The sequence below is a fragment of the Candidatus Thorarchaeota archaeon genome (assembly GCA_013388835.1).
In the GTDB taxonomy this organism is placed as follows: Archaea; Asgardarchaeota; Thorarchaeia; order Thorarchaeales; family Thorarchaeaceae; genus JACAEL01.
On record JACAEL010000006.1, the window covers coordinates 20,083 to 43,903 of the forward strand.

The window sequence follows — 23,821 nt, forward strand, 5'->3', positions numbered from 1 at the left end:
ATCAACCTCCAAATGGATTCCTGGAGCGTCTCTTCTCCAGCAGTGCATGACTCAGTCCAGACAATGCCGCCAGTCGGTCCACAACCAGTTGTGACTCGTTATTGGTAATCTTGGCTCTCGCATCCGCTTCAAGAATGGGTGTGGGTATCCCATACTCGGGATGCCCCCACGAGAGCGGAAGGATTGCACTAAGTGCCCGGTCTACTCTCTCTGTGCATGTGTCGCCCTGTGTAGCGAGGACCTCCACCCGTATCGGAAGGTCATCCCTTGCCGTCTTGAGGTAGGTTACCCATATGTCCGATGCCCATGCTAAGAGATCATCATCCAGTGAGTTGCTAGTCTGAGTAAACTCCGCCGAGTAGTTGAAGATGAATGTGCGTTCGCCCTCTTCAAGAAACGTGTTGAGAATGTCACAGTCGCGAGAGAACCTGAGCAGCCATCTGTAGTCCACTCCCTGCATCAGCTCGAACATCGAAGGTTCTCTCAGCATATGTGGTAGTATGTCGCCGAGCATGGACACCACTCTGCTCGAACGACTGTCTTTGACAACTCCCACCAGTGTCGCCTTCTTCTTCTTTGATCTATGATAGAGCTGTCTGTACAGCGCCATCACCTCTTGAAACTTCTCATTTACTGGTGACGCACTTGGTGGGCGGTCTCTGGGGTGATACATCAGACTGCCATCGACCAGTATTATGTCTGCGTCAAACTCGTCAAGCACAGCAAGTGTGACTCCCAGCTCTGCTTCGAGGCGTTGCAGTGATGCAAGCTGGTCCATCTCTGTACTAGACAGCGGTTGTCTCACCGCTTGCACTCTTGGTTCCGGGAATGGGTCTGGGAAGAACTCGACATCTGGACCGTTCTGTGGTTGGAACTGAAGAATGACTGCGACTCCCCTTGTCAATATCAGTTCCATCCCCCCAAAGTCTCTTCGGACAAGGCCACCATCAATACCGGCTATTCTGAGGCCCGAGAGGCTAGTGGGCTGCACTCTACTGACTAGTCTGCTTTCAGGGGTGGTGGCAGCCATGACTGCGAACCTTGCCGGATCAATCTGCCCCTTGATTTTCTTCATGACGGCTCCGAATCTTCTGCGCGTGACCTCGACTCTCTCTATCTCCTCTACAAGCTGGGACAGGACCCGGTCAAGGTTGCGATGCAACAGTCTTCCCTCTCAGTTTCTTGTATTGTAGTGCGGCCTTTATTAGCCCCAAGTAGAGTGGATGCGGCTTCCCCGGTCTGGACTTGAACTCAGGATGGTACTGCACGCCTATCCAGAATGGGTGGTCAGTGAGTTCGACCGCGTTGATTATGGTGCCCGTATTGTCGTAGGCCGCGATAATCAGCCCTTTGTCCTTCATCTTCCTGATGTATCTCTCTATCAGGTGGTATCTGTGACGAAACCTCTCACGAGTCACTGTTTCACCATAGATTGCGTGTAACCGGGTGCCCTCCACCAATCGTACTTCATGACCTCCCAGACGCATGGTGCCGCCCTTGTTCTTAGCCCCCCTTTGTTCATCCATTAAATCCACGACTGGATACAGGCTGTCCGGGTCTACCTCCGTAGTGTTCGCGCCCTTCCATCCCATCCTCTTTCTCGCGAATGCAACCGTACCTAGCTGCGCGCCATAGCATATGCCCAGAAAGGGAATCATGTTCTCAAAACTGACTGACGCGGCACCAATCATCCCCTCAACGCCTCTCTCTCCGAAGCCCGGCGTCAGAAGTACACCATCGACATCCCGTAGGTCCTCCGCGAGGCACTGCTCATCACATCTGACCTCGGTCTCAATCCACTTGACTATGACCTTGGCACCCTCTGAGGCAGCGGCATGTGCTAATGCCTCGTTGATGCTCTTATATGAGTCACTAAGAGTGGTGTATTTGCCCGGCATCGCTATGGTCACAGTTTCAGTTGCATTCTCAAATGACTCAACGACTCTCTTCCACGATTCCGACTCGGGTCTTCGCTCCTCCAGATGGAGGTGCTTCACCAGTACTTCTCCTAGGCCTTGCTCCTCAAAAGACAGTGGTAGCCTGTATATGACAGATATGTCTGGATTCGAGATTACTCTCTCCTCAGGTACATTGCAGAAGAGCGCAATCTTGGCTCTTGCAGATGCATCGAGTCGCTTCTCTGCTCTGCAGATGATAATGTCTGGCTGAAGACCTAGTCCCTGCAGCGTGCGTACGCTGTGTTGCGTTGGTTTCGTCTTAAACTCACCAACAGCACTGACATACGGGATATATGTCACATGAACAAAAGCCACACGGTCTCTGCCGACCTCCATCGCAAGCTGTCGCACTGCTTCTAGAAACGGTGCTGCTTCAATGTCTCCTACAGTACCGCCTATCTCCACTAGGAGTACATCTGGTTGCGGTACCTTTCTCACGTTCTCCCAGATTCTCTTCTTTATCTGCTCTGTGACATGCGGTATTATCTGGACAGTCTTGCCAAGAAAACTACCCTTTCGTTCGCCCAGAATCACTGAAGTGTAGATTTGTCCAGAGGTGATGTTCTGTGAAGGGTGTACATCCAAACCTGTGAACCGCTCATACGTACCGAAGTCTAGATCAACTTCGGTAATCATGAACTCGGACTCATCCACAGGATGAAAGGTCCACGTTTCATCAGTGACAAACACTTCTCCATGTTCTATCGGATTCAATGTACCTGGATCGATGTTCAGGTATGGATCGATCTTGACGATTCGAATGCCGAGTCCCCTGAACTGGAACAGCCTTGCGATGGATGCAGTCGTCGCCCCTTTGCCGATGCCCGACAAAACTCCTCCAGTGACGAATACGAATCTCGTTTTAGCATCGCTGTAACTCAAGAGAGGACACCTCCATAGAACGCTGGGCTCACAAGCACGATTGGGACCTTGCGTACTCATGCCGCCATCGTAGGTGTCACGTATAAGACATTCGTTGTTCTGGCATTCTCAGGAAACGATGTGGTTATCGTGTTCAGGAGCCATAGACTCGTGAGAACTTGTCATGCTTGGCATGTGTCTTTAGGATGACACGCCTGCTCAGGACTGCCACATTTTATCAGCGCTGTCAAGAACTTTATGGCTCCTGTTCCTGTGGATTGGAATGCAATAAAACAGATTCAGCTCTTGGATGGCCCCGTCCGATTCGGGAGCGTAAGAAAGAAGAACGTGGAGGCCCCTTGCAGGACCTCCAATGCAACGCGTCCTACCTGACACGTTCTTTAACCAGAATGTCAACCACACTCGGGTCTGCTAGCGTTGTCGTGTCACCAAGGTCGTCCACGTTACCAGCGGCAATTCTCTTGAGAATGCGCCGCATGATCTTGCCGGAACGAGTCTTTGGCAACGCGTCCGCAAACTGAATCTTGGCAGGAGTTGCTATTGGACCAATCTCCTTTCGTACATGCTGCCTTAGTTCTTCCTTCAGAGCATCGGTCTTCTGTACTCCGTCCTTCAGTGTGATGAATGCATAGATGTCTTCACCCTTCACTTCGTGTGGGAATCCGACAACTGCACTCTCCGCCACAGCAGGATGTTTGACCAGGGCGGACTCGATCTCTGCGGTACCCAGTCTGTGACCCGAAACCTTCAGAACGTCATCAAGACGACCCATGACGAAATGGTAGCCATCCTTGTTGTATCTTGCCCCATCACCGGTCGTGTACATCGGGAGACCTGTCTTGAGGTCCTTGTGGTATATCCAGTAGGTGTCAACAAACCTCTTGTGGTCTCCATACACAGTCCTCATCAGACCCGGCCACGGTTTCTTGATGCACAACCATCCACCCTCATTGGGGCCGAGTGGGTTGCTACTGTCATCCACAATCGTTGTTTCAATGCCGAAGTACGGGAATGTTGCTGAACCGGGGATGGTTGAAGTAGCTCCAGGCAAAGGAGTTATCACAACGCCTCCAGTCTCAGTCTGCCAGTAAGTGTCCACGATGGGACATCGTTCTTTGCCAACCACTCTGTGGTACCACATCCACGCCTCAGGATTGATTGGCTCTCCTACGGTGCCCAGAAGTCTGAGAGAAGAGAGGTTGTGCTTATTGACTGGTCCATCTCCGAACTTCATGAGGGCCCTGAGGGCAGTTGGTGCGGTGTAGAACTCGTTGACTTTCCATCTCTCAATCTCGTGCCAGAAACGGTCGTTTTCTGGGTAGGTGGGCACACCTTCGAACATCATAGTTGTGGCACCAGCACAGAGTGGGCCATAGACGATGTATGAGTGGCCGGTAATCCAGCCAATGTCTGCAGTGCACCAGTAGATGTCGCCCGGGTGCCAGTCGAATATATTCAGGAACGAGTGTGCGGTGTACACCATATAGCCACCGGTTGTGTGGAGCACTCCCTTGGGCTTGCCTGTCGAACCTGAAGTATACAGTATGAACAGAGGGTCTTCGGCTCCCATCCATTCAGGCTCGCACTTGTCGCCGACCTTAGCGTACTCGTCGTGATACCACACATCACGGCCTGGTGTCCATGGCACCTTATCGATGCCAATCCGCTTTATGACCAATACCTTCTCAACAGTCGGAGTCTCGGCAAGTGCCCTGTCGGCGGTTTCCTTCTGTGGAACCACCTTTCCGCTCCGGTAATAGGCATCAGCAGTCACGACAACCTTTCCCATGCAGTCATTGATTCTCTCCTTTAGTGAATCGGAGCTGAAGCCACCAAACACGATGCTGTGTATGGCGCCTATCCTTGTGCAGGCCAGCATGATGATTGCAAGCTCGGGTATCATCGGAAGATAGATTGTGACTCGGTCGCCCCTCTTGACACCTAGCCTCTTGAGTATGTTTGCCGCCTTGCTGACCTCCGCCAGCAGTTGCTTATAGGTGTAGGTCTTGGACTCATCCAGCGGCTCTCCTTGCCAGATTAGGGCAATCTGGTCCCCTTTGCCTGCCATCACATGCTTGTCTAGGCAGTTGTACGACATATTCGTGATTCCATCTTCAAACCAAGTGAAGCGGGCATTCTTCGGGTCTGACCAGATGAATCCCTTTGTCGGACGCTTCTGCCAGTAGCACATATCAGTTGCAACCTTAAGCCAGAACCTGTCCGGATTCTCCACTGACTCCTTCCAGATTCTCATTCGCTCCTCGTGGCTCTTGATGTAGGCTTTCTTGACAAAATCCGCGGGAGGTGGGAAGCTCCGTTCTTCTGTACTTGTGACTGTGATTTTCTCTTTACTCAATGTTGGTCACCCAGAATCGTCGTTAGACTTTGGCCCCGTCCCCGTCCTGTGTATTATAAAGGTTATCTCAGGGAGTTCTCACTTGCAGAAGTGAGTTCCCGAGTACGCAGACTGTCATCACCATCTAGGATTTGCTTGAGCGCACACTCCAGGTGCACAAGAGGTTATGACGAATGACACAGCAGCGCGTTCATGGAGCCACTATGTCCTCGAAGACGGAGGAGAAAAAGAGTGGTGGAGGTCGGGAGTTCCCGACCTCAAGATGGTTCTACTGAGCAACTGGTCTTCGCATCTCTCGTAGGAGAAAGGTAAGAGCAAATGCGACCAGTCCAAGAATACCTGTGATGGTGAATGCTAGGAAGTAGCTTCCTCCAGCCAATGCAACGAACTGGCCAGCAACGAGTGCACCAAGTACTCCTGCTACACCATATGATGTGAATACAACTCCATAGTTCTTGCCGACATGTTCGGAGCCGAAGTACTCAGCGGTCGCAGACGGGAACAATGCAAAGTTGCCGCCAAAGCAGAAGCCCACAAGACCCGCGACCAGTGTAGAAACAATCCACGAGGAGTTAATCAATACGACGTAGGCGAAAGAGAACATCGCCATGGAGAGGACGAAGAACATGAGCATGAACGTTGTGACTCTGCCCTTCTTGTCCGATATCACGCCCCATATGATTCTGCCTGCCGCATTGAAAAGAGCCATTATTCCACCCACGAGTGCAGAAAGATACGCATCCCAAGACCCTGGTCCCATGCCATATGGATCTGCGACTTGAGCTGCCTTTGATACATTTCCGATGGTCATGAGTCCTGCGGTTGCAGCCAGTGCAAACATCAACCAGAGTACCAAGAATGAGGAGGTCCTTATCATCTGGCCGGGCATCAGTGACTGTCCAACGCCGTCTGCTACTGCCACCTTAGGTACATAGCCAGCAGGCAACCATCCCTTTGGTGGACTGCTGAGCATCTGAGCTCCAATCAGAACACCTACAAGGTATATCATGCCCAAGTAGAAGAATGGGGTGCCAACAACCCCGAAGATGGCCAACAACCACTGCTCAACAAAATTGAATATGAACGCCCCGCCTCCAAAGCCCGCAACTGCGATGCCTGTGATAGCCCCCTTCTTGTCTGGGAACCAGCGGACCAGTGCAGCTATCGGACAGACGTATCCGAAGCCGATTCCTGCACCGCCAATCACCCCATATGTGACGACCAGGTACAGAGTGCCCGTTGCTTCACTGGGTGCCAAGAGATCTACCTGTGAGGCTAGTATGTATCCTATCCCGAGCAGTATGCCCCCGAGTGTTGCGACTTTCCGGGGCCCCACCCTGTCCTGCATACGACCAGCAGGGATCATGAAGAGCGCAAAAGATGCCAGTCCGGCAGCGAATGGCAGATTCGAGTTCAACGTCGACCATGCATAGGCTCCTGCGACATCTACAAGGAACTTCTGAAAGATTGTCCAAGAATAGATTGAACCGAGACAGAGCTGGACTATTATCGCTCCAACTATGACGATATTTCGATTGGTAACCGATTCTGACATGAGAAACCGACTCTCCTGAGGATTATGGGTTGACAAGCGGCCCTGTGTTCCCCTACTAAAGCTTATCGACCACTACGTTCCCGTATAGAAAGTCGGGCCCCTGAGGAAACTCAGACCGCCTACGAAATCATCACGAAACCACCATGGAACCACTCTGGCATACTCATGCCATTCTGACAGGCGCTCGACCGTGAGAAGAGACACGGGCGTAGACTGCAGTGGTCCTCTGCCCGGCGGCACGTCTGTCGGGAGGATGTGGAGGAGGAGGATGGAGCGGACCGAGAGGCCCAGTAGAGCACCGGACAGCAGACAGTCGCGCGACCTCTTCGAGTGGGACCCGTCTGTGGCCTCCCGGCGTCCGCAGGCACGTCAGGAGCCCGGCTGCCTCCCAGCGTCGAGTCGTCGTGGTACAGACACCGAGCACAGTGGCAGCATGCGACACTGTGAGCATGAGCGTGGGCAAAGACCTCGGCACATATCAGCCTCGGTTCAGCCAACTGGTACACGACCAGTACAAGAATGTCCAACTTCTGGGCAACTGCTCCCAAGACCCCGGACCTGACTTCTGCAACAGACTCGCCAGATGTGCCTTAGTAGCCGTGTTCAGTCTGTCGTTGCTGACGACCTTAAAAGACGGTGTGCACATCAACATACATGAGAGGACTCCTATCCCGGACCACGTCTTCGAAGGTCGCCATTGGTTCACGAGACCTTGCAGACATGGACCTGCATTCACTTGCCGAGAACCGGGCGATTCCCCTATCTATTCGTGAGAAGTACATCCTGGAGCTTGCGCGGAGGCGAGAACCTTGGATGATGCAGTTTTGTGAGGGGCTTCTCGCATCTGCCGACATCGAAGAGTGGTTGCTTGGAGTGACAGCTCTCATCGCAATTGGAACAGGGGACGCGGTGGAGCGCCTGTTTCGGCTGTACAATGAAACAAGTGAACAGGAACGGCCCATAGTGTTCGAGGCACTGGGAAGGACTGTCAGCCCCGAGTACTCACATGCCTTTGCCGCTGTAGCACGGTTTCATGTTGGACAACACCGGGTGGATGTCGAGAACTGGACTGAGCACGCTATAGGCATACTTGAGGCGGTGAGCGGGCGCCTTGCTGGAGATTCACACATGGCTTTTCAGAGAGACTCGGACGCGGAGGCCTAACACTAGTCTGAAAATGTACTGTGCTGCGATTACGAGCTCTAGCTGTGAGGGAGTGCCAAGTCGACAATATCCTTCGCGGCCTCGCTTATTCTGAGAAGACAGTCAACGACGTGCAGATATGTCTGAGACGAACTGCTCTGCTTGGACAGAATCTCACGGTGGATAGTCGAGGCTTCATTCAGCAATTCCTTCTCAGCGGCAATCACATCTGCCACCTTCTCGGTGGCAAAGCTGAAGAGGTTTGAAACTGACTTTGAGAGCATCTCAAGGACCTTTCGGCCCATGGGCTCAATTCGCCTCGTCATAGCCCTCTCAGGAGGAACTGAGGCGGACCGGGCAATCTCCACTGCCAAGTCAGCAATTCGCTCAAGATACTGGATGGCAAGTCTGAAATCAAGAGCCTCGACCGGGGTAACACCCATCTTCTCGGACATGCTTGGATACTGAATTGCGGACCTCAATTCACGGACAATGAGGAAGAACAGTCGGTCCACCTCTTCATCTCTCTGTTGAACGTTCTCAGAGAGAGCCATGTCAGCACGGAGGTATGCAGAGATAGCGTCCCTAATCATTCTTGCAGCAATGAGATTCATTCGCTTCATGGCTCTGTGCACAGGAATTGTCGAGGGGTCCACAAGGCACTGCACGACAATCTCATGGTCATCCTCATCAGTGACTTCCAGAGCCACAAATCGCTTTATGATCCTCTTCAATTCGTCTCTTTGCTCATTTGTAATTGTGTCGGTCGCCACAACTCGTATCTCATCGAAACCAAGCAAGTACTTGCTTGTGATGGACCATCTCAGGTCTGGCTCAAGACCTATGGTGGCAGACCTTGTTTCTCCGCTCTTTGTGAACCGGGGATCCACTATCAGACATCCGTCTTCACGCTCTACAATGATGACGGGGTCGCCTTTCCTCAGATTCTGGCGCGAAACCCAGTCCTTAGGTAAGATTACCAAGAACGAACTGCCTGTCCTTCCGCCGGTCTGCTGCAATCTTCGAATGTCCATCTATACCACCCGGTCAGCACACACAGATGCTAGCTGAACCTCCGATGTCAAGCACACAATGAGGACTCTTAAAAGGTCGTGGTAACAAGTCGGCTCAAGGTGGACCATTGAACCCCCTCCTTCGCAAGAGTGTCCTAAAGCAGATGTTGGTTTCCGGACTCCAGATTGCACCAGATGCACTTGACTACATATGTAGTCTTCCTAACCCGTATGACGCATTGGATGCGGTCATTCGGCGGGCAAAGAGCCTAGAGAGTCTGACCGTGGTCGAATTCGCCTTTGTCAGGGATGTGATTGCAGGGACGGAACCAGACCCGACTATGAAGACACCGAGTGACAGACAGGGCACTCTTGAAGACGAGGTGGACAACCTCCACAATCTACATACGCGTGCTACCCACGAAGAAACAGAGAAACTGACGGTAATCAAGAACCCGGAACTCAAGTACCTTGGATCTTCGGGGCAGGTTGAGGACTTCCTTGCGCTGTTCAGGGACAGACTGCAGCGACTAAAGAAACTGTACAACATGAGAGTTGATACTGCAGGGGCCCTTTCGCCGGGTGTTGCAAAGACACAACATACAGACAGAGGATGGCAGTTGGGTATGAGTCAGGACGGAGAGCGGTTTCGAAGACCGTCCAGTGTCACAGTCATTGGCATGATAAGAGAGAAGAGTGTGTCGCGCTCCCGCAATGTGGTATTCGAGATTGAAGATGCGGATGACTCGATAGTATGCGTAGTCCCCGCAGCGAGAAAGGCCAAGGACAGTAATACGAGCCTAGCAAGGGATGCAAGTGTCATTCTGAACGATGAAGTGGTCTGCGTTTCGGGCTACCTAGACAGAGACAGGAGGATGATTGTGGAGAGAATTATCTTTCCAGACGTTCCTACCACGCCGCAGGCAAGATGGGCCAGAAGAGATGTCTATGCAGCCTTTGTCTCAGACATACACTACGGGAATAAAGAGTGTCTCATAGAGGACTTCCGGAGGTTCCTGAATTGGACGCGGGGCGTGGATGTTGACAGCTCTGACAGGGAATTGGTTGAGCATCTTGAGTACTTATTCATAGCAGGCGACCTTTGCGATGGAGTTGGGATTTACCCGGGCCAAGAAAACGACTTGGCCATACCGGACATCTATGACCAATACGACAAGTTCGCACAGGATATACGGCTTCTTCCGGAGAAGATTCAGGTAGTATGCATACCAGGAAACCATGACGTGAGCAGACAGGCTCTGCCCAGACCTCCGATACCCCGAGAGTTCGCGGAAGGATTGTATGAGATGGAAGGACGAGTGCACATTATGGGAGACCCGTGTCAGATACGGGCAGAGGGAGTAAGCATACTAATCACACACGGGGATGCGTTGGACGATCTAGTGACCCAAGTTCCAAGTGCGACCTACAGAGATCCTGCAATGCCCATGAAGGAGCTGCTGCGCAAAAGGCACCTAGCTCCTATGTACGGGGGCAAGACAGAGTTGGCGCCACTGCCTCGAGACTGGATGGTTATTGAGGAGGTACCAAGCATCGTCCATTTTGGCCACGCACATCACAACGCCGTGGACAACTACCGGAGCGTACAAATCATCAACTCGGGCACCTTCCAGAATCAGACGGAGTTCATGCGCAAGCAGGGCATAGTACCCACACCGGGAATTGTGACTCTTGTCAATCTCAGAACAGGAGCACCGGAAGTGAAAGTCTTCCATGAATACTAGATTGTGTATCATCTCCACACAACTATGCAGGATGCATGAGCACTGCTGCGCGTAATGCACTGGCAAATAGAGCCCGAAATGGCTCTAACACGTTGACACCATTCCGTGCTATGCTCTTGAAGACCGGAACGGAATCAGGAATGTGCAGGTGTTCTCTCAGTCGCTCCTCACTCACAGCTCCCGGCAGGTCCTGCTTGTTCAGCGAAACTACCAAGGGAAGGGAACGGTCCTGGTCGTCAATCATTGACAGCAGTTCGTTCCAGCTTGCCAGATTCTCATCCAGCAGACTCTCCTGGGAGTCTGCAACGAACACCACACCATCTGCGCCGACCATTACCACTTCGCGGGTGGACCTGTAGAAGTCTTGACCAGTCGCTGACCACACATGGGCGGATATCGTCCAACCACTAGCCAAAGGGATTGGGATAGCGCCGAAGTCACAAAACATGGTCCGCCCCAAGGTATTCTCGACTGAAGACAGCTGGTCTAGTCCACTGAGTTCTGAGAAAATCCATCTTATTGAGGTCGTCTTGCCGCCCATGGCGGGGCCAAAGAACACAATTTTCAATGAAATGGTCTTACTACCATAGTCAAGTATCAATTCAGAGCCTCCTTTAAGTACCCCACATACTGTCCACCCAAGCTCCCACTCCGGAGAGTGTGCCACCTTTCACGCAGTCTGAAAAGTCCTCATGCCATTCAGCTCCAATGAACCGCGTCAGGTCGCAGATGTCACCTGTTTCCCAGCCGATCGCCTCGAACAGACTGCGTTCGGTGAGCGCAGATGGTGCGCCCATCTCGCGCGCAACGCGTATTCTTGACAGAATGGTTACCGCGCGACGTGCTGCATGCACGTAAGCACTTACTTCCTCCTCGAACATATCCTTGGTTATCTTCTCGGCCTCATCTCCAAGATCAAGTATGACGCGACTGAGTCCGTCTGCAACATCAAGCCCGCGTAGAGACTTCCCTAACAGACGCCTAATCCTCTCAAGGGACTGATGCTTGCGTGAGAGTATCTTGTTGACTATGCTCTTCTCGACAGCCATGCTGACTTCCACCGGCTTGAGGAGCTGAAACTCGATGACAGACGGGGAGGTGACCCTGAGGACACCACAGTTACCCGATGCTTGGAGAACTCGGCTTTGAACGTCCGTCACAGTTCCATCCGTGACTTTAATCCCCATGGTGCAAGTGCCCAGTGGAATGGCAAGAATCCATCCATTGAAGCACCTAATGCGGTCAAGTGCCAGACGGAGGCTAGACGAGTAACAACAGACTGTGGTCCTAGTGACCTCATAGTCATGCTTCTCTTCTTCCCAAGCAGCCAGAATCTCAGATTCTGTTGTGAAGTCGCGCCAGAAGACCAGTCTGTGACGATGAGGGCTCAGGTTGCCTGCACTGGTTACAACATCATCGACAAGTTCGGCGTCCTGTCCGACAACCAATATGGGATAGCGGTTCAGACAGGCGGTAAGAAGGAGTGAGAATTGACCGCCCATAATCTCAATCAGTTTCAGGACCGAGTAAGTCATGTATCTCGCCTCGCTAGTAAGAGCCCCCTCTCGGGTTCATCAGACAGTAGCAGCTGACGTAGATCCTCTGCAACGGAGGGCATCGTGACCGTCGGGGTGCTAAGTATCCGTTTTGTTTCCTCGATGTAGTGCTTCAGAAGGAGCCGCATTAGTCCAAGCTTCTGGCTGTCACCATCAACCCATAGACTGAGAACACCATTTGGTACCGAGTAGATGAAGTGCCGGATTCGGCTTGTCTCACAGAGCACAGTCTGAAGCCCGCTGTTGCGTAGCGTTCGGACCACTCGCTCGGAGGCGTCATGAAGTGCAAAGGACATCGCCGCCAGACGGTCGTTCGTAAAGCCGTCCAACGAAACACGTACGCCTCCATTGAGAGCAAGAAAGACGGACTCGACCGCAGGAATGCTATCATGGACTTGCCGGAGTACTGCACGCAATGAGGATGCTTGCGTGCGATCCAGTGAGATAATGGGTCGGGACATGAGCTTCTTCACATCGCGACCCTCGACAACTGAGAAGCCTGTGAGAATGCGCTGGGTCTCGTCAGCGCTATACGAACGAAGAGGAGGTAGACGGCCATCAAGGTGCTGACGGAGCAAGTAGGAAACCCGTGACAGGTTGTCCTTCATCTCGATAAACAGAGCAGCAAGATTCACTCGGGGTGCAGTAGTAATCGTCAGGAAGTAGCTCGGATTGCCCGGCAGCGAGGCCAGGAATACTTTGGACGTTTCGGACTCCATCAGCAAGTACTTGAAGTCGCCGTGAATCAGCCTTGCAACGCCGAATATTGCACAAGCAGCTGAGGCCACTGCAAAGACCTCGTCCTTGCTAAACCAAACACCCGCGCTAGCGACTGGAAGCCCGTCTCGCTGGACAAGAACAACGTTCTCCACGCCAATGATAGACTTGATGCTCTGCAGCGTTTCGCCAAGCTCGTCTGCCAATCTTTCGGCCTCTTTACGTGATTTGTCTGGTAGAGAGTCAGAGAGCAGGGTATTTAATCTCCAATAGGATTTGGGAACTCGCAGCAGTGGCCCGGAAGTCAAACAATGCCACTCATGTATCAAGTGGCATTGGAGGACGGGAGGCAGCCGCCCATGGCGAGCAATCTGATTGGACAACTTCTGCACTACGAGGCGCGCGCGTGCATCACTTGGCATGCCAAGACGCAGATACTCTCGCGTGCATAGTCATCCCAGAAACGCGGTATAGAAACACAACCGAGTAGATAAGTGCCCGGCAGGACCAGCTTGCACAATGCATGCCTTCTTGTGCTCTCACACAAGTGTGCTCTCTTCTGCTGTCACATGTGTATCAATGCAGCAGAGGGGACTTCCTGGAATACCTCCCTAGCAGCCCTGCCAACCGCCTTTCGATGCTTGTCGGAAGTATAGACCCGAATCACATCAAGATAGACTTTCATGGACTCGGCTATATTGGAGTAATCGGACAGGTGGCGCGAAACTCTTCGGTCTTCAATCAACTCGTAGACTCCAATCTCCATGGGGTTGAGTTGTCTCGGGTTGTGGGGTACCGAGGGCAGGGTAGGGACGTCGACTATCACATCTTCGAACGGCACATCCGCTTTGGAGGCAATCTCCTCTTGAAGACTCTCTCGGACCTTCCGCTTTGTCAGCAACTTGGAAACGAAATGGTCCTGGGTGTGCAGGACCTTTTCAAATGCGGACTTGTATAGTACTCGAGCGTCGAGAAGGTCAATCATTCGTCTGGCTTCGCGTGCATACTCCGACTCAGAAGGATTCAGTCTTCGCACCTTTGAAACAAGAGACGAGTCATCGATTTCAAGAAACTCCTCCGGCGTCTTGAATCCTGTCAGGTTCAGCGCCTTGTCTGCGGCATCCATCATTCGTACCAGCATGACTTCAACGCTCCGGACGGTCTTGTGATAGTAGACGTTGAGAAACATTTCATATCGAGCGACAAGGAAGGCCTCCAGTGCACCCCTGGCTGCTATGCTAAACTCAATTTCCATGTCGTCGGATATCTCGATGCTCCCAATTAGCCTGTGAATGTCTACCAGACCGTAGTTGACGCCGCAGTAGAACGAGTCCCGGACCAGGTAGTCCATCTTGTCCACGTCAACCTGTCCAGCAACAATGCCACTTGTCACAGAGTCCTTTCTCATCCTTCTGCGTCCGCGAACCAAATCAGCAACCCTAGTCTTTGTGAAGCCCCCTTCCTCGATTATGTCGCCAATCTCGCTCTCGCGGATTATCCATTCAGTGACATCCTCATGGTTGAGCCCGCGGCTCTCAAGCAGTGACTCCTCGAACACATGACTGAATGGGCCATGACCTATGTCATGAAGAAGGCTGGCAATTCGAACCTCCTGAATCGACTCTTTCTCCAAGCCAATTTGGGGGAGCAACCGCTCGGCCATTAGCCCGGCAAGAAACATCGCACCGATGCAGTGTCCAAACCGAGTATGCTCAGCTGCCGGATACACCAGATACCCACCAGACAACTGGCGTACTCGTCTGAGCCGCTGGTACGGTTCTGAGTCGATGATTTTGATCTCCAGAGGGCTGAGCCCTATGAAGCCATGGATGGGGTCGTTAATCTCAGTTGAGTAACCCAAGAGGACCGTCTCCCAATAGTCAGATGTGTGGACTAAAGGACCGCAGTTCGCGAATCAGTTCATCACAGCCCTGAATCTCAGACACACAGAGGGGAAGGTGCATACTGTCCGCGATACGAACAGCAAGAGGGTCCAGGTCCTTTACCCCTTGAAGAATCACCACTGCAGGTTTCACCGCAATCGACGTACCAATCTGACTTGCCTTTATCGCAACCATCGGAGACCTGCCAGTGGACACATTTGTGAGGATTGCACCTCTCTGTGTAGTACCACCATACAATCGAAGGAGCTGTTGAGGAGTCAACGACACGATAGCTTTGACACTGTCAAGTGCAGTATAGCCATAGATATCGCGTTCAAGCAGGCTGCCATGGGTTAGAACCTTACACCTGAGAGCATCGGTGAGAAGTCTGGCAGGCACGGGTACACCAAACTCGCGGCTATCAAGGATTGCATCCGATGCAATCTCAGGCGCCACTAGCTTCTCAAGAGCCAAGGCCACTCTGCCGCCATCTGCAGCATCCATTTCAATCAGACCTTCCACGAACCGTCGGATCGTTTCTACACGGGGCGACTTGCGTCTACCACTCTCATAGTCACTTATGACAGATGGTGACACCCTCAGGTGTCTTGCCAAGTCCTTCTGTGAAATCTGAAAGCGCTCCCGCCATCGTCGCATTACTGAACCAGGGTCCTGTTCGGCCAAGCAGATTTCCCCTGCCATGGCTTCTGCAAGCCTCTGCATAGCCTCATTCTGGTCCATGTGTTCATCAAACGGAAGAGAATAGATAAGAGTTGCCATCGACGGGCTCTAGTCGCACCTTATCGTTTCGCAGGAGGTCCGAATCAAGATGTTCTTTGTCTTCCTCGTTGGGACCGCGGGTTCAGGCAAGTCGCTCCTGACAGCTGCACTTGAGAAGTGGCTGACAGAAACGAAACTCAGTGTGGCCCTGCTAAACCTAGACCCCGGTGTAGAAGACACCCCATACACCAGCGATATTGACATTCGTGAGTATGTGGACTATGACAAAGTCGTGACCAATTTCAGTCTCGGCCCCAACGGAGCTCTCGTTGCTTCGCTCGACATGGCAGTCAGCTATATGCATGACTTGAGAGAGGAGGCGGAGGATACGCAAGCCGACTACATAATTGTGGACTGTCCAGGTCAGATGGAACTGTTCGCATATCGTAACTCGGGCCCGCTAATGGTGAAGGGGCTCAAGGGGCAGGACCCGGCGGTTTCGCTCTATCTGCTGGACTCCAACATTGCCCGCGCGCCCGAGGGATACCTGTCATCAATGTTGCTGGGACTGTCGATTAGTATCAGATTCGGGCTCCCCCAGCTCAACCTACTCAGTAAGTCAGACATCCTCGGCGAGGAAAAGGTTGAGGAGATTGTGGAGTGGTCAACTGAAACATACAAACTGGAAGAGGCATTGACAGACGCAGGCGAGGGACTGACGCGAGAGTTCGCAGAGGCGATACTAAGAATGTTGGATGACCTTGGCGGAGCGACCGAGGTGTTGCCGGTGTCTGCCAAGACACTTCAAGGAGTGGATACGCTCTATGGAGAGATGCAACGTATACTCATGGGAGGGGATAACATAGAGAAATGAGTGTGAGATGCGTTGGATAGTTATCTCACAGTGGTTTCGGGGGAGAACCTGAGTCTGTCGCAAGCAGAGCTCGAGTCGCTGGTCAAAATGGTTGATTCCTCAGCGCGGGTCAAGTGGAGGGGCACGATTGGGATTGTCGATGCTTCGCGAGACCCTTGTGATATCATTCTTAGAAGGGCAGTCTTAGTGAAGGAGTGCGGGAGGATAGTTGCAGACGGTCAGACCATCGACGACAGTCTCAGAGTCGAACCGGAGGATGTCGTTTCTTCGAACGAAACATTCTGTGTGAGGTGTCTTGCTCCATCCGACTACGAACAGAAGAAAAGAATGGAGACAGATGCAGGCGCCAGAGTGGAGAAGTGGACGGGGGCAAGAGTGTCCCTAAAGTCGCCAGACGTACGACTTGTCTTGTTTAAGCTTGAGGACAGAACTGTTCTGTGCAAGTCGGTCGTGTCGGATGCCAGACTGAGGGCAATCGCACGTGGGTCTAGGAGAAAGCCGTTCTTTCACCCTTCAATGATGAATGCACCACTTGCGGGTGTGCTATGTAACTTGGCACAAATCACATCCAATGACGTGGTGTTGGATCCCTTCTGCGGAGGTGGTGGAATAGTATGCGAAGCAGCCATCATTGGTGCTACTACTGTTGGAATAGACCTCAACTGGAAACTCGTTCAGGGTGCTGTCAGCAATCTTGAGCAGTTTGGAGGAAACAACTCCTGTGTCGTACTGGGCGATGCGCGCAGCCTGCCGATAGACCACTTTGACTGTGTTGTTTCTGACCCGCCATATGGCAGAGTGAGCTCAACGCGGGGTGCACAATCAGTGGACTTGGTCAGGAGCATGTTAAATCAAGCAGTCGAAATGGCATCAAGTGGAGCTCGCTTCTGCATATGCGGAGCAAGGGAGATGAACGTGTCCCAAGTCATGAACGAGCTGGGTCTCGATGTGGTCCGGTCTGTCAGCATCAGGGTTCACCGAAGTCTCACAAGGGATATTGTGGTTGCACGACACTAGGTTTCGATCACACGACCCCCTTCCGTGCGAGGGGCTAGCCATGACAAGAGCGCTTCAAACTCCGTATGGCCGTCAAAAGACATTATGATCCAGATTCCACCCAATGGAGGAGTCTCTTCGGAGTCGTCCAGAAGACGAATTCTACGATTCAAGGCAGCCTGCTTGTCAAGGGCGATTCTAGTCCTGAGTCCGTCCCAATTGGACAACAGTCTTGAACGCACCGCGTCAATAATGCGCAACTCATGGACTCTGGAACGAACATGGTTCAGAGACTCTCTTGTTTCGGAACAGTACCGAAACTCAGAGACAGGACCATCTACACTAACCAGTGGAACACTAGTTCCGACTACATTACAAATGGCAGAGCGCACAAGTTCGACGTCTTCTGTTGGATAGACTGGGCAATGAACTTCAATTCTCATCGCGAGTGAGCTCCGTAATAGTCCTTGCCACAAGTTCATTGAAAGACTCCAACGTGCTTTCGTTGACAAGCAGCACATCGCTTAGTGCAATCACTCCACCTATACCCACGGAGATTTCTCTGAGATCCCGTTCTCGGAAGCTGGTCCAGTCAAGTGGGGCATCCCTTCGGGCCCTAGCCTGCAGCCGTTGAAACCTAGTGGCGGGGGACGCATGAACCGAGATGACTGTGATGTCATCTGTGAGTGAACTGAAGACATCTAGCTCCGCAACACTTCTGCAGCCCTCGATTACGACGGTATCTGTTGCGCGACTAAGGATGGCTTCGACGCAGCGTTTGGCTACTGCGCCGGGACCATCCTGTGCCCGCAGCTCCAGCATTATTGTTCTGGTATTCTCTGCGTTTGGCTCAAGTCCTCTTCTGCGGCTTTCCTCGCGGATGACGTCACCCATGACAAGGACTTCGTAGCCGGCAGACCTGAAAGCATCTGTGACCACGCTCTTGCCTGCACCGGGCATGCCCGAAACCACTATGATTCTCATTAGTTCCACTCCGAGCTCGCTCACAGTCGATTAGACGGCGTAATCTCGTACTATAACACGTAGTCTTGGTTCACAGCAGGTCGAACCCGCTGAAGCACTCTGAGCACTATCTCGTCCGTGATGGTGGTTTTTCCTTCACAGATTGCTATGTGCAGAGACTCCTTTAGTATCCTGTCGCGTAGGTCCCGTCCTGAGAGACCCTCTGTTCTTGCAGCTAGCAGCCCCAAATCGGTTTCCAGTCTGAGTGGCAGTCGGGCAGAGTACAGCCGAAGGATTCTCAGCCGGTCCTCGACGTTAGGAAGACCAAACTCAAATACAGTGTCGAAACGGCTTCTCAGAGCGGGATCAATTAACCCAGGTGCATTCGTGGCTCCAATCACAACCACACCAGAGTCATCCGCGTTTCTATCCAGCTCGCCAAGTAATGCAGTCACCGTTTCTGACACATCGCCCCTTATGGACTGAAAGGAGCGTGCGAGACCTATCGCGTCGAGTTCATCAATGAAGACTATGCTGGGGGCGGCTCTTCTGGCTTCATCGAAGAGGGAGCCAATCCTTCTGCTCCCCTCTCCAACGTACACCCCAATCATGTCGGAAGCCTTCGTTAGGAAAATGCGGGCTTTGGCCTCATGTGCTAATGCTCTTGCAGTCATGGTCTTCCCGGTGCCTGGACCACCATAGAAAAGAACTGCACGAGGGGCCCACTCTCCGAGTTTCTGAGGATTATCAAGGTAGGCCAAGATAAGTCTGCACTTTCGCTTCACCTCTTCGTGCCCAATCACCTCGCTAAGAGGAGGACCAGCCGTATACTGAGGAGGCTCGCCTCTAAGAGTCGTCAAATGAATCTCGGTTTCATCAGTAATGACGGATTCATCAGGAGTTGCTGCGATCACTTGGAATGCAAAGTCCGGCATGATGTATCTGTCAAAGAGGTATGCACCGGTCCTCACAACTGTTCCTGCCCACTGTGCTCTAGCATAGTCTACGAAAAGACCTGGGTTGTCAATCTCGAGGCTAGCGGATCGCGGCTCCCCCTTCACCCTGAAGGGATATCCAACAGCATCGAGAGTCACAGATATTGTACGTGGTACTCTGTTAGCTCTTGTCCGGGTCGTCTTCTTGGTGGTTTCATGTGTGGGGGAGGGCAGTTCTACCCCAGACTCCTTCCGTTTCGGCAAGCACGCACACCTCGTTGTTTCACTCTAATGGTGAGTCCCTTTAAGAGTTCCTTTCGGAACACTGTTCCCTGAGATATGAACAATATTCAAGAGGGCTCTGGGTGTCCTCTGTTTCGGTGCCGACAGTGATTCGTGCCTTTCTCAGTGTTGATATCGAGAACGAAGCGCTTCTTGCAAGAATCGAGTACCTACAGAGGAAACTGGATACAGGGGCGGCTCGTCTGAAGCTAGTTGAGCATGACAACATCCACTTTACGCTCAGGTTTCTTGGGGACATATCGGAGGCGGTCGCACAGAGAATGCACGAGGAACTCTCGAAAGTCAGATTCAGCCCTTTCAATATTGACATTGCCGGAGTGGGAGCCTTTCCAAGCGTCAAGAGACCCAATGTGGTCTGGATTGGAGTGCGGAGCAACATGGACCGTCTGGAAGCCATTAAACAGGATATTGATAACAGGCTCGCGGAATTCGGACTCGGCCCTGAAAGGAAGTTCGCTGCGCATGCAACGATTGCGCGCGTCAAGTCAATCACCGATAGAGTGAGCTTTGAGGCCAGCCTGAGAGACCTGTCAGGGGAGGTTGTCGGCACTATGCCTGTCACGGCCTTCAGGATGACTAAGAGTACGCTCACACCGAGTGGACCACAATACGAAACCCTGTGGGAAGTCCGAGGTAGTCCTTAGCAGGACATGCTAGAATGGTGGGTCGGGGGCGATTTGAACGCCCGATCTCTTGCACCCCAAGCAAGTATCATACCAATCTAGACCGTGGGCGGAACGTCCACAGAAAGCTAGACAACCGACCCGTCACATGGGAAGTGGCGCAATGGTAATCAAGATAAAGATTGCTTCAGTGCGGCGAGTGCTCATGAGACCACATGTTCCAATGACTGACACTGGGATTTATGTCCTTGGGAGGACACAGCAGACAGCGAGAGTAGAGTTCCATGACGGCGATGTTGGTGTATCATGAGCTATATGAAAAACACCTAATAAACCCGGGGCATCCTGAGCGCCCGGAACGGCTCGAGAAGGCATTGAAAGCAATCAGGGATTCACGATTACTGGAGAGAGGAGTACAAATGGTTACTCCGGGCCAGATTCCGCTCGAGCGGGTCTATGCCATTCATAGCAGAGAATACGTGGAAGCGGTAAGGCAGAGCTCAATGCGGGGAGGAGCACTGTTTACCCCGGACACCGGGACGAATGCATACACATTTGATGCGGCAGTCATGGCCGCAGCGGGAGGAACCACTGCAATTGACAAAATACTCGCAGGGGAAACCGACAACGCGTACATAATGTGCAGACCTCCAGGGCACCATGCAGAGGAAGGGAGGGCCTTTGGATTCTGCTTTTTCAACAACATCGCTATAGCAGCTCAGTACTTGCTGCAAAGACACGGGATCCAGAGAGTCATGATAGTCGACTATGATGGGCACCATGGGAATGGCACACAGAACTCGTTCTACTCCACAGACAAGGTGCTCTACGTCGGTTTTCACCAAGACGGCCGTTGGCTCTTTCCCGGAACCGGGTTTGCGGATGAGATTGGAACAGGAGAGGGACGCGGCTATAATGTCAACCTCCCCATGTGCCCTGGCGCAGGAGATGACTCGTATCTGCTAGCGTTTTCAAGGATTGTGGAACCGCTGGCTGCAGCATACAGACCCGAATTCATTCTGGTTTCCGTTGGCTACGACTGTCACCATTCTGATCCGCTAACCAATCTGGGAATGACTCTGTCAGGGATTGCATCACTTAATGGGCGGTTGCTCCGCTATGCAGAGGAGTACTCGAACCGAAGGATTGCCTGCTTCTTGGAAGGCGGTTACAATCTTGATGTGGTGTCTGCCGGGTCTGTGAATCTATTGGAGGGACTCGCAGGGCTACCAATAACCGCGTACGATGACCACTACAAAGAGAACCCCGCCTGTTTCGAATACACGAAGGGGCTAATCGATAGAGTAGAGGACCTACATCACGGACTGCTCCTCTAGCTGGTATCGCCAAAGTCGTCTAGGACTGTCTGGAAGGACTCCGCGGAGGACTCCGTATCCGGAGTACTTGAATTGGAGTCCACCTCAAGACCCAGCTGTCTCTTGATTGACTCGGCCACAGCAGAACCAATCGATGGTACTCGTGCCAGATTCTCGAGTGACGCGGAGTAGAGATTAGAGAGCGTCTTGAAACCGCTGCGGTAGAGCATTCTGCCACGAACCCTGCCAATGCCGCGTAGACCGACCAATTCGAGGATGTCTGGACGCACTCCATACCTCAGTCGTACTTTGGTCTCATGCAGAAGTGGAAGAATGACAGAGACTCCCATGAGCCGGGCTATTTCCTCGGCAGAGTAAGCAAGCCACTCTGCAGACTGGGCAAGTCGATGGACATCACCCATGCCCACGTTGTAGTTGTCAGTAAGGTTTCTGTCAGACATCTCGGATATCCAATCCATGAGCAGACGTGCAGTCTTTAGTTCCGACAGATATCTGGAATACTCCTCGGGAAACTCGGAGGCATCGGGGGGCTCAAAAGCGAAACTATCGAGATTCGCCTCCACAAACTCCTCATACTCTGTAAGCTCACCACGACCCAAGTATGCCAAAGGCTGGTCTGGAGTATGACATATCATTTGCAGAATGCTCAAGACAGTGAAACCCTCAGCATTAGGAAGAGCTTCAGCAAAGAGAAGGGCGGTCTCGGGCGATATGTAAAGCTGTGAGCAACGCTTCCCAAGTGGTGTTGCCACCAGTAACCCTTCATCAGTTCGCTGGACCAGTCCAGAACGGACTAGGTACTCGATAGACTTGGAAACGTGACGACCAATCGAAACCGGTGTTGACTTGGTGTACAGAAAGGTGCCGCGAATCAGGTTGTCGATGCCAGTGCGGTCATGTGTCAGGTCAGAGGCGATTGCAGCTAGGAGATGCGTGCTTAGAGCGGACTGTGATGCAAGTCGAGACTCGATTTCTTCCGAACTCGCGCGTACATAGTGATCCATGAGATGGTCGTGTTCTTCGTAGGATCGGGCGATCAGTACTGCCTCACCATACGAGTCATATCCGGGACGCCCTGCTCGTCCTGCCATCTGCTTGTATTCAAGAACTGGTATTGGGCGGTTGCCCAGTCCCTCTTCATATCTCATATAGTCGCGTACAATCGAACGTCTTGCCGGAAGGTTGATTCCCGCCGCAAGAGTGGGTGTTGCCACAATGACCTTCAGAAGGCCACGTCTGAAACAGTCCTCTACGGTTTCACGTTCTTCGTTCGTTAGCCCAGCATGGTGGAAAGCCACACCGTTCCTCAGAACGGAGATTAGCACTTCGGTCATCTCAGGTGCCGCCGGACCTTGCTCAAGTTTCTTTGAAGCATGTAGCAGCTCAAGCGCGGACTCGGCGCTCAGGTGACCCCGGACAACTGATGCAAGCCTTTTGGCAATCGAGACTGTTGAGCGGCGATTTGATGCGAAGACAAGTGCTTGACCGTTCTCGCGGAGCATGTCAACAATGAGATTCTCTACATCGTCCTTGCCTGACTGCCGAAGAACGCGAACACTTCCATCGGAGAATCGAATCTCCCCGTCCAGAAGGACACCCTCCTTCAGTGGAATAGGTCTCCAGTCACTCTTTACCAGTTCAGAGTCGAGCCATGCTGCTATGTCATGGGCATTAGAGATGGTTGCACTGAGCGCTATTATCTGAATCTTCTTCAGTTTCATCCTCAGTTTCGCAATCACCATCTCAAGTGTTGGACCTCGGCTTGTATCGTTGACTAAGTGAATCTCGTCAACAACTACGATCACGACGTCTTTCAGCCATTCAACATCGTGACGAATCAGCGAATCTGCTCGTTCGGTCGTGAGAATGATAACATCCGCGTCCTTGAGTCTTGTGCCCGGGGAGTCGTAGTCACCAACCGACATTGCGGTCCTGATTCCCAAAGACTCGTACTTCCTGAAATCCATGTGTTTCTCGCGCGCCAATGACTTGAGGGGAACGAGGTACAATGCCTTGCCACCCGTGTTGAGAATCGCATTGAGTACACTCATTTCAGATACCAGTGTCTTGCCAGAACCTGTCGTTGCCGCCATGACCAGATTTCGACCAGAAAGCACACTCGTTCGGAAGGCCTCTTCTTGAGGTGGAAAGAGGTCTGAGATTCCCAGACTCTCAACCAATTCAGTTACCCGACGGTTGATTGGAATATCCCGGAGTCGCATTGTTCAACCCTCTTCAGGAGAATCAATAGATCTCAAAGGG

General features: G+C 52.4%; 21 protein-coding genes. 6 read left to right on the plus strand and 15 right to left on the minus strand.

The features are described 5' to 3' along the window. Position 1: 1 nt before the first annotated feature. The 5 genes from HXY34_00840 to HXY34_00860 all read right to left on the minus strand — a co-directional run bounded on the left by HXY34_00840 (position 2) and on the right by HXY34_00860 (position 7,214). On the minus strand, positions 2-1,162 hold the full coding sequence (locus HXY34_00840; GenBank protein ID NWF94668.1) for a DNA double-strand break repair nuclease NurA: 1,161 nt from the start codon (positions 1,160-1,162) through the stop codon (positions 2-4). Further along, entirely contained in the window at positions 1,146-2,900 is a 1,755-nt protein-coding gene (locus tag HXY34_00845) for a CTP synthase (protein ID NWF94669.1), read from the minus strand. The genes HXY34_00840 and HXY34_00845 overlap by 17 nt, the downstream gene beginning before the upstream one ends. Positions 2,901-3,204: 304 nt before the next feature. Then, positions 3,205-5,181, minus strand: a complete 1,977-nt coding sequence (gene acs, locus HXY34_00850) for an acetate--CoA ligase (protein ID NWF94670.1) — start codon at positions 5,179-5,181, stop codon at positions 3,205-3,207. 283 nt (positions 5,182-5,464) lie between these two features. Beyond that, on the minus strand, positions 5,465-6,751 hold the full coding sequence (locus tag HXY34_00855) for an OFA family MFS transporter (GenBank protein ID NWF94671.1): 1,287 nt from the start codon (positions 6,749-6,751) through the stop codon (positions 5,465-5,467). Between the two features lie 163 nt (positions 6,752-6,914). Beyond that, a complete protein-coding gene (locus tag HXY34_00860; protein ID NWF94672.1) occupies positions 6,915-7,214 on the minus strand; it encodes an excisionase family DNA-binding protein in 300 nt (99 codons plus the stop codon). A 191-nt stretch (positions 7,215-7,405) separates the two neighbouring features. Here HXY34_00860 and HXY34_00865 point away from each other — a divergent pair, with 191 nt between their 5' ends. Beyond that, complete coding sequence (locus tag HXY34_00865) at positions 7,406-7,915, plus strand: hypothetical protein (GenBank protein NWF94673.1); 510 nt, start codon at positions 7,406-7,408, stop codon at positions 7,913-7,915. Between the two features lie 38 nt (positions 7,916-7,953). Here HXY34_00865 and HXY34_00870 read toward each other — a convergent pair whose 3' ends face one another. Beyond that, positions 7,954-8,928, minus strand: coding sequence for a phosphate uptake regulator PhoU (locus HXY34_00870; GenBank protein NWF94674.1), 975 nt, complete (start codon positions 8,926-8,928; stop codon positions 7,954-7,956). A 107-nt stretch (positions 8,929-9,035) separates the two neighbouring features. Between HXY34_00870 and HXY34_00875 the strand changes: the two genes are divergently transcribed. Next, positions 9,036-10,652, plus strand: a complete 1,617-nt coding sequence (locus HXY34_00875; protein NWF94675.1) for a metallophosphoesterase — start codon at positions 9,036-9,038, stop codon at positions 10,650-10,652. Positions 10,653-10,674: 22 nt separating this feature from the next. On the opposite strand, the gene HXY34_00880 is transcribed toward HXY34_00875, so the two are convergent. From HXY34_00880 to HXY34_00900, 5 genes are all read right to left on the minus strand, one after another. Further along, positions 10,675-11,253, minus strand: coding sequence for a hypothetical protein (locus tag HXY34_00880; GenBank protein ID NWF94676.1), 579 nt, complete (start codon positions 11,251-11,253; stop codon positions 10,675-10,677). Positions 11,254-11,266: 13 nt separating this feature from the next. Beyond that, positions 11,267-12,187 (minus strand): hypothetical protein, encoded by a 921-nt coding sequence (locus tag HXY34_00885; GenBank protein NWF94677.1) that lies wholly within the window; start codon positions 12,185-12,187, stop codon positions 11,267-11,269. Beyond that, positions 12,184-13,131, minus strand: coding sequence for a roadblock/LC7 domain-containing protein (locus HXY34_00890; protein NWF94678.1), 948 nt, complete (start codon positions 13,129-13,131; stop codon positions 12,184-12,186). Before HXY34_00890 ends, HXY34_00885 begins: the two co-directional genes overlap by 4 nt. Positions 13,132-13,490: 359 nt before the next feature. Then, positions 13,491-14,786 (minus strand): HD domain-containing protein, encoded by a 1,296-nt coding sequence (locus HXY34_00895; GenBank protein ID NWF94679.1) that lies wholly within the window; start codon positions 14,784-14,786, stop codon positions 13,491-13,493. 19 nt (positions 14,787-14,805) lie between these two features. Continuing rightward, positions 14,806-15,549 carry a helix-turn-helix domain-containing protein gene (locus HXY34_00900; protein ID NWF94680.1) on the minus strand — a complete coding sequence of 248 codons (744 nt, stop codon included), beginning with the start codon at positions 15,547-15,549 and terminating at the stop codon, positions 14,806-14,808. An 88-nt stretch (positions 15,550-15,637) separates the two neighbouring features. On the opposite strand from HXY34_00900, the gene HXY34_00905 reads away from it, so the two are divergent. Next, positions 15,638-16,402: an ATP/GTP-binding protein gene (locus HXY34_00905; GenBank protein NWF94681.1), complete on the plus strand. Its 765-nt coding sequence runs from the start codon at positions 15,638-15,640 to the stop codon at positions 16,400-16,402. A 12-nt stretch (positions 16,403-16,414) separates the two neighbouring features. Further along, positions 16,415-17,419 carry a methyltransferase domain-containing protein gene (locus HXY34_00910; GenBank protein NWF94682.1) on the plus strand — a complete coding sequence of 335 codons (1,005 nt, stop codon included), beginning with the start codon at positions 16,415-16,417 and terminating at the stop codon, positions 17,417-17,419. On the opposite strand, the gene HXY34_00915 is transcribed toward HXY34_00910, so the two are convergent. From HXY34_00915 to HXY34_00925, 3 genes are read right to left on the minus strand one after another with little or no spacing between them, the layout of a single operon-like run. Then, positions 17,416-17,841 carry a hypothetical protein gene (locus tag HXY34_00915; GenBank protein ID NWF94683.1) on the minus strand — a complete coding sequence of 142 codons (426 nt, stop codon included), beginning with the start codon at positions 17,839-17,841 and terminating at the stop codon, positions 17,416-17,418. The two genes, HXY34_00910 and HXY34_00915, sit on opposite strands and share 4 nt — an antisense overlap. Further along, positions 17,831-18,382 carry a flagellar hook-basal body complex protein FliE gene (gene fliE, locus HXY34_00920; GenBank protein NWF94684.1) on the minus strand — a complete coding sequence of 184 codons (552 nt, stop codon included), beginning with the start codon at positions 18,380-18,382 and terminating at the stop codon, positions 17,831-17,833. Before fliE ends, HXY34_00915 begins: the two co-directional genes overlap by 11 nt. Before the next feature lie 50 nt (positions 18,383-18,432). Then, positions 18,433-19,560 (minus strand): AAA family ATPase, encoded by a 1,128-nt coding sequence (locus HXY34_00925; protein ID NWF94685.1) that lies wholly within the window; start codon positions 19,558-19,560, stop codon positions 18,433-18,435. A gap of 101 nt (positions 19,561-19,661) precedes the next feature. On the opposite strand from HXY34_00925, the gene thpR reads away from it, so the two are divergent. Both thpR and HXY34_00935 read left to right on the plus strand, forming a co-directional pair. Continuing rightward, positions 19,662-20,243, plus strand: a complete 582-nt coding sequence (gene thpR, locus HXY34_00930) for an RNA 2',3'-cyclic phosphodiesterase (protein ID NWF94686.1) — start codon at positions 19,662-19,664, stop codon at positions 20,241-20,243. A 263-nt stretch (positions 20,244-20,506) separates the two neighbouring features. Next, positions 20,507-21,559 carry a histone deacetylase gene (locus HXY34_00935; protein NWF94687.1) on the plus strand — a complete coding sequence of 351 codons (1,053 nt, stop codon included), beginning with the start codon at positions 20,507-20,509 and terminating at the stop codon, positions 21,557-21,559. Here the strand turns inward: HXY34_00935 and HXY34_00940 are convergent. Continuing rightward, positions 21,556-23,781, minus strand: coding sequence for a DEAD/DEAH box helicase (locus tag HXY34_00940; protein ID NWF94688.1), 2,226 nt, complete (start codon positions 23,779-23,781; stop codon positions 21,556-21,558). The genes HXY34_00935 and HXY34_00940 overlap by 4 nt on opposite strands. Between the last annotated feature and the right edge of the window lie 40 nt (positions 23,782-23,821).